Source organism: Acinetobacter chengduensis (genome assembly GCF_003664645.1).
Lineage (GTDB): Bacteria > Pseudomonadota > Gammaproteobacteria > Pseudomonadales > Moraxellaceae > Acinetobacter > Acinetobacter chengduensis.
The window spans coordinates 18,598-33,726 of record NZ_RCHC01000017.1 but is presented as its reverse complement, the minus strand read 5'-3'; the positions used below and the strand labels follow the sequence as shown (position 1 = coordinate 33,726).

The following is a 15,129-nucleotide window of genomic DNA, read 5'->3' as shown; positions in this document are numbered from 1 at the left end:
AAAACGCGGTGCTCACATGCAACTCAATCATTATTTAAACTTTAAAGGTAATACTGAAGCGGCATTTAATTTTTATAAGTCTGTCTTTGGTGGCGAGTTTTTATTTGTTATGCGTTATAGCGATGCGCCCACACAAGAAGGTCAATCCCCTTTATCTGAGGCAGACCGTCAAAAAATTATGCACATTTCTCTACCTATTAATGAATATACCGTTTTAATGGCCTCAGATATTAGCGAACAATTTTGTGCTCAAACCAATAAAGCATTTACCATCGGCACCAATCATTATATTTCGATTAATCTGGATGCCAGTGAACATGATGAGGCAAAACGACTGTTTGATGCACTTGCCGTCAATGGCACAGTTGAAATGGCTTTGAGTCCAACATTCTGGGGGGCTTTATATGGTGCACTCACCGATCAATTTGGCATTCAATGGATGATCAATTGCCAATTAGAAACTGCGTAATTGATGTAAACATCTCAGCTCCTTCGATACAAAAAAGCGACCCAATCAAAGGTCGCTTTTTTGCATAGTGACCATGTCACTTTATGCAGATTGATCCAATCTAAACGAGGTCATGGTGAGTGAACCACCCACCGCTTTGGCATTAAATAAGCTCAACTGGTCTCGCTCTTCTTGTAAAGCCAGTGCATAAATCATTGGATAATAATGATCAGGTGTTGGAATGGCGAGTTTAAAAGCAGTGCCTTGTTTATCCCAATCAATCAGTGCTTGGTGATTGCGTTCTAACAAAAAATTCTGCATTTTTTGATCAGCTTCTAAGGCCCAATCAAAACCATATTCATGGTTCATTTTATCAAATGCAACACGACCCAAGTTATGTACTAAATTACCACTAGCCACAATAAGCACACCTTTACGGCGCAAACCTGCCAGCTGTTTTGCCAGATCATAATGATATTGAGCACCTTCGCTATAGTCGATACTCAATTGCACCACAGGAATATTCGCTTCTGGAAACACATGGCATAACACAGCCCAAGTCCCGTGGTCTAAGCCCCACTCATGATCATGATGAATATCAATGCTTTGAATTGCATCAACCGTTGCATCGACCAAAGCACGATTGCCTGATGCTGGATATTGCATATCAAACAAAGCTTGTGGAAAGCCACCAAAGTCATGAATGGTTCGTGGCATCTGCATGGCTGTAACCGCAGTTCCACCTTGAGTGAGCCAATGGGCTGAAATACACAAAATAGCCGTTGGTGCTGTCTCTAGCGTTGCTCCAACTCTATTCCATTCACGAGTGAATTCATTGTCTTGAATGGCATTCATAGGTGAACCATGCCCTAAAAATAGCACAGGCATAGGTACAGTGTCTGGAAGTGTTGCATTCCAGTTTTTAAGAAGAGATAAATCGCCTGTTTGCATGTGCATGATATTCACCTATGTGATGGATATTTTTATTATGCAAAGTTGATGCATTTCTCGATAGTCTGTTTACGTCAATACAACATTGCAAAAATAGAACGATAAGCCCAAATTAATCACCAACAGAACGACTTAAAATTCATTTTTAGCTTAGTTACCCATCTTAAGAGCATTCCATGTGCATAAAAAAAGCTGGACCAAAGTCCAGCTTTTTAGCTTAAATGCTTAAGCACCGGTTTGATAATGCGCTTGCGGTACAGCCGTTGAAGCTTGATAAGGATTGGTAAAATCACCTAAGCCAGCAGCCGCTTCTTGAATGTCTTTGCCTTCTTTGACCACAAAAGTGTCAAAGCCTGCACGTTTCATATAATTCAAAACATCTTTGAAGACATCACCTGTTGCACGAAGTTCACCTTGGTAGCCTTGGCGACGCAACAATGCAGCAAATGAATAACCACGACCGTCATTAAAGCCTGCAAAATCAATAAAAATCGCATCGAGTTGATCTAACGGAAATTCATTGCTTTCAGGAGATGCATCGACCGTTAAGAATAAAGCTTTTTTGCCCGTGATATTTGCAAGCTGATCTAATTGCTCAACGGTTAACAGCACATCACCTTGTGGTAATACGCCATCTTCTGCAATGATTTGATAGCTGTTATCTGCAATTGTGCCATCTTTAGAGAGCACTTGTAGTGCGGTATTAAGCATAAGCACGCTCCTTAAATGGTTGAATACCAACACGGCGATAGGTATCAATAAAGTCTTCACCTTCAGCACGAAGATCAAGATAGGTATTTAGAATTTCTTCAATAATATCTGGTACAACTTCAGCTGCAAACGATGGTCCTAAGATGTCACCAATGGATGCATCATGATCCGCATTACCGCCAAGGGTGATTTGGTAGAATTCTGCGCCCTTTTTATCTACGCCTAAAATACCAATATTGCCCACATGGTGGTGACCACACGCATTCATACAACCTGAAATGTTCAGATCAAGTTTGCCTAGGTTATAAATCGTATCTAAGTCATCAAAACGACGTGAAATCGCTTCAGAAATTGGAATTGATTTCGCATTTGCCAATGAACAGAAGTCACCGCCTGGACAGCAGATAATGTCAGTAATAAAACCAATATGCGCACGCGCTAAATCTTTTGCATCCAGCACTTGCCAAAGTTCAAACAAGTCTTTTTGTGGAACATCCACAAGCGCAATGTTTTGTTCATGTGTGGTACGTAACTCACCAAATGTATACTTGTCTGCAAGATCTGCTATCAAGTTCATTTCTTCAGTGGTCACGTCGCCAGGTGCAATACCTGCACGTTTGAGTGAAATTGTTACGATACGGTAACCTTTCACTTTATGTGCATTGGTGTTGATATTGAACCATTGTTTGAATTTTGGATATTCCGCGAATTTTGCAGTGAAGTCTTCATCTGCATAATCTTGGTAATTAAATGGCGTAAAGTTTGCGTCCATTTTTGCCAAAGTAGCCGCATCAATTTTTAATGTTTTGATGGTATGTGCAAATTCAGCTTCCACTTTCTCTGCAAATACTTCTGGCGTTAATGCTTTTACCAAAATTTTAATACGTGCTTTGTACTTGTTATCACGACGACCATGCAAGTTATAAACACGAAGTACTGCTTCTAAGTACGCGATTAAATCTTCACGTGGTAAGAAGTCACGAATAAAGCTACCAATAATTGGGGTGCGACCTAAACCACCGCCCACTTTAATTTTATAGCCCATCTCACCAGCTTCATTACGTACGATGTAAACACCGATGTCATGAAATGCAGTTGCAGCACGGTCAATTTCTTCAAGTGCAGATACTGCAATTTTGAACTTACGTGGTAAGAAAGCAAATTCTGGGTGGAAAGTCGACCATTGACGAATCAATTCACACGTCGCACGTGGATCTTCAATTTCACCTGCCACGACACCTGCATATTGGTCTGTGGTCGTGTTACGAATACAGTTACCCGATGTTTGAATTGCATGCATTTGTACTGATGCCAACGCTTCTAACATATCTGGCACATTTTCAAGTGCTGGCCAGTTAAATTGGAAGTTTTGACGGGTAGAAACGTGTGCATAGCCACGGTCGTACTCAGTTGCAAGTTCCGCAATTTTGCGTAGTTGCTTCGAGTTCATTAGACCATAAGGCACAGCAACACGGAGCATAGGTGCATAGCGTTGCACATATAAACCATTTTGTAGACGAAGCGGACGATATTCGTCTTCTGTCAATTTACCTGCTAAATAGCGTTCCGTTTGGTCACGGAACTGTGCAACACGTTCATTAATCAGTTGCTGATCAAAATCAGTATATAAATACATGGCGTACAGCTAGTAGTTTCTATTATAACGACGCACAGAATAACGAGATTTGATCTATCAAGAAAATGCGTTTTTTACATATTTAATAGCGGTTTTATTGATAAGACTATTTCAATATCATTGATATAGGCCCTTTCAGGGCTTTTGTATTCACTTTTTTCATTATTGATTATTTTATTTATTCTTTAGCATTTTTTTTCATAAAGAAAAGCCCAATTCGAAGGCTTTTCTTTAATTCAGTCCACTTTATATCCACTCGGGTCTAGATTTATCCATATAGGCACATCAATGTTAGTGCTCAGACTTGAACCAATCACCAACACCTAAAGCCTGACCAATATACTGATAACTCGCCTGAGAACGTGAAAATTTGATTGGACATGCCAGCTGTGGCTCGGTTTCTGTGCTATCAGTATTTAAGGGAACATTCACGACCCAGCTTCGAGCCTCAGCCAAAGGTGAACTTAAAGCTTCTTGTAGCGATAACACTGGTTCTACACATACATCTAACTGCTGAAACAAGGTTTGCCATACAGCAAATGGCTCTGATGCAAATTTGTCACATAACGCTTGTTTTACTTCTTCCCGATCATCTACATCAAATGATGTCCCCTTCTGCAAAAGAACGGGTAACTCTAACGCCTGCCCCAAAGCAAGCATAAATTGAGGCTCTAAACTACCCACTGCAAAATAGCGTCCGTCTTGTGTTTGGTAATAGTCATAAAATGTTGCGCCATTCAAATGTGTCTGTTCGGCTTCGGCATGCTCGCCACCTGCCAAACTACTCGCAGCAGCCATATTATTGAGGGCCACCGCGCAATCTGTCATCGAGATATCTATATATTGCCCTAAACCACTTTGATAGCGTTCAATCACTGCCGCCAATATCCCCATAACAGCATGCATAGAACCGCCTGCAACATCGGCGACTTGTATGCCCAATGGCGGTGGCCCACTGTGCTGGCGACCACTGTATCCTGCGATTCCCGACAAGGCCAAATAATTAATATCATGGCCTGCTTTATCTTTATATAACCCAGTTTGCCCATAGCCTGTGATGGAGCAATAAATCAATCTAGGATTCAATTGGGCCAAAGTTGCGTAATCTAAACCTAAGCGTTGCATCACCCCTGGACGGAATTGTTCAACCACAATATCGACTTCTAATATTTTTTGATGCAACAATGCAATACTGTTTGGGTCTTTTAAATCGAGTGCAATAGATTGCTTGTTTCTGTTTAAATAACTATGTGCGACAGCCTGCCCATGCGCATAAGGTGGCATCAAACGGACTAAGTCTGGACGTGTGGGTGATTCAATATGCACAACCTCTGCACCCAGATCTGCCAAGTACAAAGTAGCGAATGGTCCGGGTAGAAGTGTGGAAAAATCAAGAACTTTCAAGCCTTTTAGGGGTGCTGACATTGGAGTTTTTACTCTATTTATGTTGATTTTTTATGCATCATAGAAATATAAATGATACAAAACAATGTCATGTTCAGCCATTTACCTTGATAGTTTCGGCAATTTACCATGTAAAAATGGTATTTTAGCTGTTGTAAATTGCCATATTTATTTTTTTAAGTGTCAGTTAGGTCAAAATTTGTGAACATTAAAGAGCCTGAAGGAATCAACATGAGCCGCGATACGATCAGTATCCATTTCGTCAATGCTGCTTTGTCTGGTGTAAAACGCTTAGGCATGGATGTCGAAACTTTATTGTCTCACGTCGGAATTGAAGCCGAACTACTGCGCCAACCTAAAGCGCGTATTTCTCCAGAACAATACACGCGTTTTATTAAAATGTTGTGGATGGTGACCCAAGACGAACACGTCGGTTTTGATATGCAACCACGTCGTTTAGGCACTTTTGCCATTATGTGTCAGCTGATTATTCACGCCAAAACCTTAGGTGATGCATTAGAGCTGTCCTCTCAGTTTTATAAATTATTCGGCGATGAATGGTCTGTGACCCTAGAGCGTGATAAGCATGAAGCGCGACTGGTACCACTGATTCCAAAAACTATGGATCCAGACCATTTTATTACTGAAAGTATGCTGATGATTTGGCATGGCTTAGCCTCTTGGCTAATTGAGCGTCGCCTGCCTTTAGAACGCGTACATTTCGGCTACAGTCGCCCAGATCATGCAGATGAGTACGATGCACTGTTCTTTGCCCCCGTGATGCAGTTTGATGCACCACGCACAGAAATCACTTTTGCTGCTGATTATTTGGATTTACCAATCCGTCAAAATGAAGAGTCTTTAGAAGAGTTCTTAAAAGCAGCCCCTGCACAGCTATTGGTCAAATTTAAAAACACCAACTCTCTGACTTCACGTATCCGTGAAGTATTAAAGAGCCAAATTGGTGAAGAAATGCCTACACTCAACGATGTAGCTTCTATGCTTTACCTTTCACCGCAAACGCTTCGCCGTCGCTTAGCAGCGGAAGGCAAAAGCTATCAAGGCGTAAAAGATGCACTACGCCGTGACGCCGCGATTCATTTGCTACTTAACCCATCTCTAACTTTAGAAGATGTGGCACAGCAAGTAGGCTTTAGTGAAACCAGTACTTTCCACCGTGCATTTAAAAAATGGACAGGTGTAACACCGGGTCTATATCGTCAATTACACGGCTATCACTAAGCTGAAATATAGATCTTTAGATTGATCCACTGTCTGATTATTCTGTGTGATTCTTTAAGCCCAAGCACGATGCTTGGGCTTTTTATCTTACTGAGCTAAGTTAGACTCAAATAATAGTAATCATGCTTCAAACTCAGGTTTAAACAACAGAGATGCTATACCAAAAGGATAAATTGGTAATTTCAATTGCGCCAACTGCTCCTGAGTGTACCAAGCCGCTTGATATTCTTCGCCATTCGACTCCACACCTTTCACCATAGGCTGAGCATACACACGCTGGTCTACAAATGTTGCAACATATACAAAGACTATTTCATGGCCTGCCTGTCCATCAAAAGTAAAAATATTTTCGAATACATCTAAATAGTGCAATTGGCTAATGTCTTGCTGAATTTCTTCTTGTACTTCTCTTCGAATGGCATCAATAGCACGTTCTCCAAACTCGATACCACCACCTATAGGCATTAAATAATGCTCGTTTTTTGTGGGATCAAAGGCTTGAGCTAAAAGAACCTGATCTTGGTGTCGAAATAGACAAATTGCTTTTGCACGTATGTGGCTCATGGGTTGCTCCTATTGAAGGAAACACATCTTAATGCAGGTAGTACCAATACTAAAATTATTTCAGGCAAACATTTAAATATCACTTTTCTATGCTAAAGCTAAAAAATCAAACTGGCAAAAAATCACATCTGACCTGATCCGTTCTTGTCATTGCGCTTGTCCAATTTATGCGTACACTCAAAAACATATAAAAAATTAACGCTTCAATAAAAGGGACAAAATATGAGCGAGGCTTACATCATTGATGCCATCCGCACACCGCGTGGCAAGGGGAAAAAAGACGGTTCATTACATGCAGTCAAACCCATCAGCCTACTGACAGGTTTATTAAATGAACTGCAAAATCGCCATCAATTTGATACCGCAGCTGTAGATGACATCGTTTTAGGCTGTGTGACTCCAATTGGCGATCAAGGGGCAGATATTGCAAAAACAGCAGCCATTGCCGCAGGCTGGGACAATGATGTAGCCGGTGTTCAAATTAATCGTTTCTGTGCATCAGGTTTAGAGGCGGTGAATATGGCCGCGCAAAAAGTGCGTTCTGGCTGGGAAGACCTTGTGGTAGCGGGCGGTGTTGAATCTATGTCACGCGTGCCGATGGGTAGCGACGGCGGGCCGTGGGCGCTCGACCCTGAAACCAATATGGCCTGTGACTTTATTCCACAAGGTATTGGTGCAGATTTGATTGCGACCATTGATGGATATACCCGTGCCGATGTCGACGCCTTTGCAGCATCATCTCAGAAAAAAGCGGCCAACGCACAAGCGAAAGGTTATTTTGACCTGTCTGTTGTACCCGTGAAAGACAAAGCAGGCGTGACAATATTGGTCCAAGATGAATTTATTAAACCCACCACCACAGCTGAAGGCTTAGGCAAACTTAACCCAAGTTTCGCCATGATGGGACAAATGGGTTTTGATGCGATTGCACTGCAAAAATATCCTGAAGTAGGTGCAGTCAATCACGTACACCATGCAGGTAATTCATCTGGCATTGTCGATGGTGCTGCAGTCGTATTACTTGCGTCAGAAAAAGCGGTGGAAGAACAAGGTCTAAAACCACGCGCTAAAGTTTTAGCAACCGCACTGGTGGGCGCTGACCCAACGATTATGCTCACTGGCCCTGCACCTGCAGCACTTAAAGCTTTAGCCAAAGCGGGCCTTACCATTGACGATATTGACCTATTTGAAGTGAATGAAGCCTTTGCAGCTGTTGTTATGCGTTTTATAAATGAACTTAACGTCGACCCTGCCAAAGTCAATGTGAACGGCGGTGCAATTGCGATGGGCCATCCCTTAGGTGCAACGGGTGCAATGATTTTAGGCACATTACTAGATGAGCTTGAGCGCCAAGGTAAAAAACGCGGTTTAGCCACTTTGTGCGTAGGTGGCGGTATGGGCATTGCTACCATTATTGAGTTGGTATAAGGAGAATAAAAATGAGCGCAATTCAATTTGAAAAAAATGCCGATCACATCGTCATCCTCACACTGGATTCTCCAAACCAGTCTGCCAATACCATGAATGCTGACTTCCGCACGGCCCTCAGCGAAACCGTGAACAAACTGCAAGCCGATGAAAATATTGCAGGTATTATTTTCCGTTCAGCCAAAAAAACTTTTTTTGCAGGCGGTGATTTAGACGAACTGATTCAAGCCACGCCTGAACATGCAACAGACTTCTTCAATATGATTGAAGAGATGAAAGCCAAACTGCGTTACATTGAAACGCGTGGTATTCCTGTAGTAGCAGCACTCAATGGTACGGCGCTTGGCGGTGGCTGGGAGCTAGCTTTAGGCTGTCATTACCGTGTGGCACTCAATGATGTCAAAGCAAAATTTGGCTTGCCAGAAGTAACTTTGGGTTTACTACCAGGTGGCGGTGGTATTGTCCGTATGACCCGCTTGCTTGGCCTACAAAATGCGTTTCCATTTTTGATGGAAGGCAAACAGTTTGGCGTAGATAAAGCTAAATCGCTCGGCTTGATTCACGATACAGCACAAACTGAACAAGAGCTATTGGATAAAGCCATTGCTTGGGTCAAAGCCAATCCAAAGTCACAGCAACCATTTGATGTGAAAGGCTATAAAATTCCGGGTGGTACACCCTCTACGCCTGCTGTGGCACAAATGCTGGCCATTGCACCTGCCATGTTACGCGATAAAACCAAAGGTTGTTACCCAGCACCTGAAGCGATTATGGCCGCGGCTGTGGAAGGTGCTCAGGTCGATGTCGATACTGCACTGACCATTGAATCACGCTATTTTACCTATTTAGCAACAGGTCAAATTTCTAAAAATATGATTGGCACGTTTTGGCATGGCCTAAATGCGATTAAATCTGGCGCAAGCCGTCCAAAAGATGTTGCAAAATGGAAAGCCAGCAAAGTCGGTATTTTAGGTGCAGGTATGATGGGCGCTGGTATTGCCTATAGTGCAGCCAGTAAAGGCATAGCCGTGGTATTAAAGGATGTTTCGCTTGAGGCTGCTGAAAAAGGTAAAGCTTATAGCCAAAAACTGCTGGATAAAAAAGTCTCGCAAGGCCGTTTAAGTTCAGAACAGCGCGATCAAGTTTTAGGATTAATTCATGCCACTACAGAAGCATCAGACTTACAAGGCTGTGATTTAATTATTGAAGCAGTATTTGAAAATCATGAGCTGAAAGCTAAAGTAACTCAAGAGGCTGAACCTTATTTGAGTGCTGAAGGTATTTTTGCATCCAATACCTCAACCTTGCCAATTTCTGGCTTGGCGAATGCCTCAAAGCATCAAGCAAAATTTATCGGCCTACATTTTTTCAGCCCAGTCGATAAAATGCAATTGGTCGAAATCATTAAAGGCGCAAACACCTCAGCAGAGACTTTGGCTAAAGCCTATGACTTTGTACAGCAAATTGGCAAAACGCCAATTGTTGTGAATGACAGTCGTGGTTTCTTTACCAGCCGTGTATTTGGCACTTTTGTACAGGAAGGCTTACGTCTGTTGTCAGAGGGCGTACACCCTGCCCGCATAGAAATGGCAGCTCTCAAGGCGGGCATGCCTGTTGGCCCACTAGCGATTCAAGATGAAGTTTCTTTGACTCTATCTGAGCACGTTGCATCAGAGACGCGTAAAGCATTAAAAGCTGAAGGTAAAGACTTGCCACGCTCTGGTGCAGATGACGTTATTCATAGCATGATTCATGAATTTGAGCGCAAAGGCAAAGCCGCAGGTGCAGGTTTCTATGATTATCCAGAAGGTGGCAAAAAGCATTTATGGGCTGGCTTAAGCAAATGGCAAAAAGACACCAACATGTCTGAACAAGAGATGATAGACCGTTTTCTGTTTGTGCAATCACTTGATACCTTACGTTGTCTCGAAGAAGGTGTTTTGGAGTCGACAGTTGATGGTAACGTCGGTTCAATCTTCGGGATTGGTTTCGCGCCGTGGACAGGCGGTGCTTTGCAATTCTTAAATCAATACGGCTTAGAAAAAGCGCTCATTCGTGCCAATACATTGGAAGCGAAATACGGCGAACGTTTTAAAGCACCGCAACTACTTAAGGACAAAATTACAAAGGGTGAACTGATTTAAGTCATTCATTTCATCATTAAAAAGGAGCCAAGCGCTCCTTTTTGATTTCATACTAAGCCATTTTAAGGACCCAATTAATTGAACTCGTAGAGAAAAAACAAATCTCATCATAATGAGATATTACTGAAGCCATCGTATTTTCAATAAAAACAAATACCTAAATACGTCAAAATCTATTGCTTCATTAGACAACATATTCTGAACAAATAAAAACCTTAAAATAATCATGACTTTCCTAGATAATGATCCCTAATTCCGTCATTCCATGTTATAAGATAACATCTCTTTGATCCTTTGATTATTGGAATCCATCATGACTGATTCTACATCTCCTGAAAAATCGCCTTGGGGTTGGAAAGCACTAATTATTTCCTGTATTTTGGGCGCCTTATTTATGGGCTTCTTTTGGCTTGCTGTCAGCAGTGAACCAGATTACATGCCAAGCCAGCAAAAGAAAGACAATACCCAGCAGCATGCTTTTAAAAATGCACCTGCAATGTCTCAAGAGCAAATGGCTGAAGCACAGCAGCAAAAACAAGCGCGTGAAGCTGTGCAAAATCCAACTGCTGAAGAGATGAATATGAGTGAAGCTGAACATGCCAATATGAACGGTATGTCACATGAGGCTTCATCAGAAACCGCTCACGGCCACTGATCCAATGAATTTTAAAAAGCGCTGATATTCAGCGCTTTTTTTATCTCTTAAGTTATCAAATTGAGTCCTCTAAGGACATAGCCATGTCGATATGCGGGATATTACAGTCAAAATAAGTATCACCTTCTGACTGAAAACCCAAGCCTTGATAAAACGCAACTGCCTGCACTTGAGCAGATAACTTTAAATACGGTCGCTTTTCTCGCTTAGCCTGCTCAATGATTTCAAGCATTAACACATGGCCAAGTCCTAAGCCACGAAATGCCTTCAATACCGCGACACGCCCAATATGATGATTATCTAATAAACGCGCTGTCGCAATCGCTTTAGCATTTGAATACATCACAAAATGGAGCGAAATAGCATCGTCAGCATCCCATTCATCTTCAGGTGCAATCTGTTGCTCTTGAATAAACACTTGCTCACGTATCGGCTTCAAGTCTGGTGCAAGTTGATCCCAATGACCTGATCTAATTTGAATGTCTGTCATTTTCCTGCTCTTTTATTGCTATGCTTAGCATTTACAACCAATATCTTGCTGATCCCATTGATCATTCAAGAGTAACTCTAAAGAATGCTTTTGAATCCCATACATTTCTTTCAATGCTTTTATTTGCGCTAAAACCGCCTGATCTGGCTCACTATAATCTTGACGCTTAATAGCCAAAATCATTTTGTTTTTACTGGTGTGCTCAAGCGCCACAAATTCAAAAACCTTCGTTTCATAGCCGTAGGCTTTTAAAAGTAAAGCACGAATCGTATCGGTCAACATTTCTGCTTGCTGCCCTGCATGAATACCAAACTGTAGCATGGGTGACAGCACTTTTGGCGCAGTCAGCTGTGGACGCAATTCTTTATGGCAGCACGGCGCACACATGATCATCTGTGCATTTAAACGAATACCAGTATGAATGGCAAAATCCGTTGCTACATCACAAGCATGTAGCGCGATCATTACATCTAAACGTTCTGGCTCGTATGTACGTACGTCGCCTTGGAAAAAACCGAGTTGCTCAAAACCTGCCTGAGCAGATACATTCTGGCAAAATTCAACCATTTTCGGATTCAGTTCCACACCTGTAACAAAAGGCGTTTGCTGGTGTTTTGCCAAATAATCATAGAGTGCAAAAGTCAGATAGCCCTTGCCTGAACCAAAATCGACCACATGCAATGGCTGATCAGTCTGCTGAATTTGTTCGACTGCGCCCGCACAGATCTCTACAAACTTATTAATTTGCTTCCATTTACGCGCCATGCTTGGAATGATTTGCGCTTTGGCATCTGTAATGCCGAGTGGTTGTAGAAATAAACTATCCTGATCAACATAACGGTGTTTCACACGGTCATGACCTTGCTGTTCAGATCCAGATTTAGCAGTAGCCTTGTTTTGCGTCACAGTGAGCATGGCTTTTTTCTTGTTCTTCTTTAGTTGTAGTTCTTCAGTAGCCGTAAATAAATTGGCTTGTTTACAACACAACAATAACTCACGAGAAAGATCCAACGCTTCACTTAAAGGATAGTTTTTAGTGACATCTTGAGTTTTATAACGGTATAAAATACTCAACATGGGTTGCTGCTGTAGTGAAATGACCCGTAAAGTCATTTTTTCAAGTTGCTCAAGTTCGCCCTTGTATTGACTCAGAATCAAGCGCTCAAATTGATGTGTATCAATCGCTTGCTGAAATACATCAAGGAGTTGCTGTTCCTGTGGAAAGAGAGAAGCCGAAGCAGACATACTTTGAACCTAAAAATAATTGCAGCTAAAGTTTAAATCTTCTTACGACAAATGCAAATTTCAATTATTATACATCTGTATATTTTAAATATCGGGCGACATTAAATGATAAACAACGCTCCACTCATTCCAGATTATGATCCTCTTGAAGAACGAATTAATTACCTCAGCCATGGTGTAGGTGCCGTTTTATCCATTATTGCTGGGATTTTATTGGTCATTAAAGGGGCTTATTTGCCTACATGGCAATGGTTTGGTCTTTGGGTTTATGCCTTGAGCATGGTGTTATTATTTTCTGCATCTATGCTTTATCACATGTCGACCACTGCCGATCGACGCTATTTTTATAAAAAACTCGACCACACGGCTATTTATTATTTAATTGCAGGTACCTACACACCGTTTTTGGCCATCGCGATTCCTACAGCCAAAGCACATTATTTATTGATTGCCTTATGGGTGATCGCCATAGTTGGTACATTATTCAAATTAATATTCATTAATTCATTCCAGAAGGGATCCCTATTTGCATATTTGGCCATGGGCTGGCTGGCTTTACTGGTAATTGATGATATGAAACACTTTTTAAGCGCTCAAGCTTTAACCTTTTTAATCATTGGTGGGCTTTCTTACACCGTTGGCGCATTGTTTTATGCATTAAAAAGAGTAAGATATACCCACGCTATCTGGCATATTTTTGTATTGTTAGGTGCAGGATCACACTTCCTGTCTATCTATCTCTACGTGATTTAATCATCTCTTTCTTCATTTCAGCGACCCTGAGCGAGTAGAACAGAGAAGATTGCTGTTGTTTTTTTAAGAAATTACGCCTTTTTTAAAAAGATTACGCTTTTAAAACTAAGCTTTTTTTATTTTTAGTAAGTGTAAGGTCTATCATGGCGTCAACAAATTCTGCTGCGCAAGCGCCAGCAACCAATTCAAAATTTCGCGTACTTACAGCCAGCCTTGTAGGTACTACAATCGAATTTTTTGATTTCTATATTTATGCAACGGCTGCCGTTATCATTTTCCCGCATTTGTTCTTCCCTGCAAGTACAGATCCTATGACGGCGACCATTCAGTCTTTGGCTACATTTGCAATTGCCTTCATTGCTCGCCCGATTGGCGCAGCACTCTTTGGTCATTTAGGCGACCGAATTGGTCGTAAAGCCACCTTGGTCGCAGCCTTGCTGACCATGGGTATCTCCACCGTATGTATTGGCTTACTTCCTACTTATGCACAAATTGGTATTGTGGCGCCGTTATTGTTAGCACTATGCCGTTTAGGCCAAGGTTTAGGTTTAGGTGGTGAATGGTCAGGTGCAGTGCTTTTAGCGACTGAAAATGCGCCTGAAGGAAAACGTGCTTGGTATGGTATGTTCCCTCAACTAGGGGCACCTCTCGGCTTCATTCTTGCGACAGGTTCATTCCTCATCTTAGGTCACTTCATGTCTGAAGCAGACTTTATGCAATGGGGCTGGCGTATTCCATTTATCTCTAGTGCATTGCTAGTGATTATGGGCCTTTGGATTCGCTTGCAACTCCATGAAACGCCTGCGTTCCAAAATGTTTTAAACAAACAAAAAGAAGTAAATGTACCATTTAAAGAAGTTATGACTAAACATTGGGGCATGCTGATTTTAGGTACCATTGCAGCGATCTGTACTTTTGTGGTGTTTTACTTAACCACTGTATTTGCTCTGCAATGGGGAACAACGCAACTCGGCTATACACGCGAAGAATTCCTGAAATTGCAATTGGTGGCAACGCTGTGCTTTGCGGCATTCATTCCATTATCAGCAGTTTTTGCCGAAAAATTTGGCCGTAAAACAACTTCTATCGCTGTATGTGTGGTGTCAGGAATCTTTGGCTTAATGTTCTCAAGCTTACTTGAGTCTGGTAGCACAGCCATTGTGTTTCTATTCTTATGTATTGGTTTAGCCATTATGGGCTTAACTTACGGTCCAATTGGTACAGTATTGTCTGAGATCTTCCCGACTTCAGTACGCTATACAGGCTCTGCATTAACCTTCAACTTAGCTGGTATTTTTGGTGCTTCTTTCGCGCCATTAATCGCAACTAAACTGGCTACAGGTTATGGTTTATATGCAGTGGGTTACTACCTTACTGCAGCATCTATTCTTTCATTGATAGCATTCTTGCTTATCCGTGAAACAAAAAATGATGACGTAAATAACCAAATCTAAGTCC

Annotated in this window: 14 protein-coding genes; 7 read left to right on the top strand and 7 right to left on the bottom strand. The window is 41.7% G+C overall.

What is annotated here, in order from left to right:
• Positions 1-16 precede the first annotated feature (16 nt).
• Complete coding sequence (locus D9K81_RS13925) at positions 17-469, top strand: VOC family protein (RefSeq protein ID WP_121523450.1); 453 nt, start codon at positions 17-19, stop codon at positions 467-469.
• A gap of 81 nt (positions 470-550) precedes the next feature.
• Here D9K81_RS13925 and ygiD read toward each other — a convergent pair whose 3' ends face one another.
• The 4 genes from ygiD to D9K81_RS13905 all read right to left on the bottom strand — a co-directional run bounded on the left by ygiD (position 551) and on the right by D9K81_RS13905 (position 5,171).
• Positions 551-1,405, bottom strand: coding sequence for a 4,5-DOPA-extradiol-dioxygenase (gene ygiD / locus D9K81_RS13920; RefSeq protein ID WP_120375968.1), 855 nt, complete (start codon positions 1,403-1,405; stop codon positions 551-553).
• Between the two features lie 219 nt (positions 1,406-1,624).
• Positions 1,625-2,110 carry a DUF934 domain-containing protein gene (locus D9K81_RS13915; RefSeq protein ID WP_120375967.1) on the bottom strand — a complete coding sequence of 162 codons (486 nt, stop codon included), beginning with the start codon at positions 2,108-2,110 and terminating at the stop codon, positions 1,625-1,627.
• Positions 2,103-3,746 (bottom strand): nitrite/sulfite reductase, encoded by a 1,644-nt coding sequence (locus tag D9K81_RS13910; RefSeq protein ID WP_120375966.1) that lies wholly within the window; start codon positions 3,744-3,746, stop codon positions 2,103-2,105. Before D9K81_RS13910 ends, D9K81_RS13915 begins: the two co-directional genes overlap by 8 nt.
• Positions 3,747-4,037: 291 nt before the next feature.
• The gene (locus D9K81_RS13905; protein ID WP_120375965.1) at positions 4,038-5,171 is read right to left on the bottom strand and encodes a CaiB/BaiF CoA transferase family protein; all 1,134 of its coding nucleotides are present in this window, start codon (positions 5,169-5,171) and stop codon (positions 4,038-4,040) included.
• A 210-nt stretch (positions 5,172-5,381) separates the two neighbouring features.
• Between D9K81_RS13905 and D9K81_RS13900 the strand changes: the two genes are divergently transcribed.
• Positions 5,382-6,392 carry an AraC family transcriptional regulator gene (locus D9K81_RS13900; RefSeq protein WP_120375964.1) on the top strand — a complete coding sequence of 337 codons (1,011 nt, stop codon included), beginning with the start codon at positions 5,382-5,384 and terminating at the stop codon, positions 6,390-6,392.
• Between the two features lie 120 nt (positions 6,393-6,512).
• Here the strand turns inward: D9K81_RS13900 and D9K81_RS13895 are convergent, their stop codons facing one another.
• Entirely contained in the window at positions 6,513-6,956 is a 444-nt protein-coding gene (locus D9K81_RS13895) for an NUDIX hydrolase (RefSeq protein ID WP_120375963.1), read from the bottom strand.
• A 222-nt stretch (positions 6,957-7,178) separates the two neighbouring features.
• Here D9K81_RS13895 and D9K81_RS13890 point away from each other — a divergent pair, with 222 nt between their 5' ends.
• From D9K81_RS13890 to D9K81_RS13880, 3 genes are all read left to right on the top strand, one after another.
• A complete protein-coding gene (locus D9K81_RS13890; protein WP_120375962.1) occupies positions 7,179-8,384 on the top strand; it encodes an acetyl-CoA C-acetyltransferase in 1,206 nt (401 codons plus the stop codon).
• Positions 8,385-8,395: 11 nt separating this feature from the next.
• Entirely contained in the window at positions 8,396-10,528 is a 2,133-nt protein-coding gene (locus tag D9K81_RS13885) for a 3-hydroxyacyl-CoA dehydrogenase NAD-binding domain-containing protein (RefSeq protein ID WP_120375961.1), read from the top strand.
• A 313-nt stretch (positions 10,529-10,841) separates the two neighbouring features.
• The gene (locus D9K81_RS13880; RefSeq protein WP_120375960.1) at positions 10,842-11,183 is read left to right on the top strand and encodes a hypothetical protein; all 342 of its coding nucleotides are present in this window, start codon (positions 10,842-10,844) and stop codon (positions 11,181-11,183) included.
• A gap of 55 nt (positions 11,184-11,238) precedes the next feature.
• On the opposite strand, the gene D9K81_RS13875 is transcribed toward D9K81_RS13880, so the two are convergent.
• Positions 11,239-11,673, bottom strand: coding sequence for a GNAT family N-acetyltransferase (locus D9K81_RS13875; protein ID WP_120375959.1), 435 nt, complete (start codon positions 11,671-11,673; stop codon positions 11,239-11,241).
• 24 nt (positions 11,674-11,697) lie between these two features.
• Entirely contained in the window at positions 11,698-12,918 is a 1,221-nt protein-coding gene (locus D9K81_RS13870; protein WP_120375958.1) for a class I SAM-dependent methyltransferase, read from the bottom strand.
• A gap of 108 nt (positions 12,919-13,026) precedes the next feature.
• Between D9K81_RS13870 and trhA the strand changes: the two genes are divergently transcribed.
• Together trhA and D9K81_RS13860 are read left to right on the top strand one after the other, a co-directional pair.
• Positions 13,027-13,671: a PAQR family membrane homeostasis protein TrhA gene (gene trhA, locus D9K81_RS13865; protein WP_171406940.1), complete on the top strand. Its 645-nt coding sequence runs from the start codon at positions 13,027-13,029 to the stop codon at positions 13,669-13,671.
• 143 nt (positions 13,672-13,814) lie between these two features.
• Positions 13,815-15,125, top strand: coding sequence for an MFS transporter (locus tag D9K81_RS13860; RefSeq protein ID WP_120375956.1), 1,311 nt, complete (start codon positions 13,815-13,817; stop codon positions 15,123-15,125).
• Positions 15,126-15,129: the final 4 nt, after the last annotated feature.

Coding starts and splice junctions, on each gene's coding strand:
- D9K81_RS13925 (WP_121523450.1), top strand. CDS start 17: ATGCAACTCAATCATTATTTAAACTTTAAAGGTAATACTGAAGCGGCA.
- D9K81_RS13895 (WP_120375963.1), bottom strand. CDS start 6,956: ATGAGCCACATACGTGCAAAAGCAATTTGTCTATTTCGACACCAAGAT.
- D9K81_RS13860 (WP_120375956.1), top strand. CDS start 13,815: ATGGCGTCAACAAATTCTGCTGCGCAAGCGCCAGCAACCAATTCAAAA.
- ygiD (WP_120375968.1), bottom strand. CDS start 1,405: ATGCACATGCAAACAGGCGATTTATCTCTTCTTAAAAACTGGAATGCA.
- D9K81_RS13875 (WP_120375959.1), bottom strand. CDS start 11,673: ATGACAGACATTCAAATTAGATCAGGTCATTGGGATCAACTTGCACCA.
- D9K81_RS13900 (WP_120375964.1), top strand. CDS start 5,382: ATGAGCCGCGATACGATCAGTATCCATTTCGTCAATGCTGCTTTGTCT.
- D9K81_RS13910 (WP_120375966.1), bottom strand. CDS start 3,746: ATGTATTTATATACTGATTTTGATCAGCAACTGATTAATGAACGTGTT.
- D9K81_RS13870 (WP_120375958.1), bottom strand. CDS start 12,918: ATGTCTGCTTCGGCTTCTCTCTTTCCACAGGAACAGCAACTCCTTGAT.
- D9K81_RS13880 (WP_120375960.1), top strand. CDS start 10,842: ATGACTGATTCTACATCTCCTGAAAAATCGCCTTGGGGTTGGAAAGCA.
- D9K81_RS13885 (WP_120375961.1), top strand. CDS start 8,396: ATGAGCGCAATTCAATTTGAAAAAAATGCCGATCACATCGTCATCCTC.
- D9K81_RS13905 (WP_120375965.1), bottom strand. CDS start 5,171: ATGTCAGCACCCCTAAAAGGCTTGAAAGTTCTTGATTTTTCCACACTT.
- D9K81_RS13890 (WP_120375962.1), top strand. CDS start 7,179: ATGAGCGAGGCTTACATCATTGATGCCATCCGCACACCGCGTGGCAAG.
- D9K81_RS13915 (WP_120375967.1), bottom strand. CDS start 2,110: ATGCTTAATACCGCACTACAAGTGCTCTCTAAAGATGGCACAATTGCA.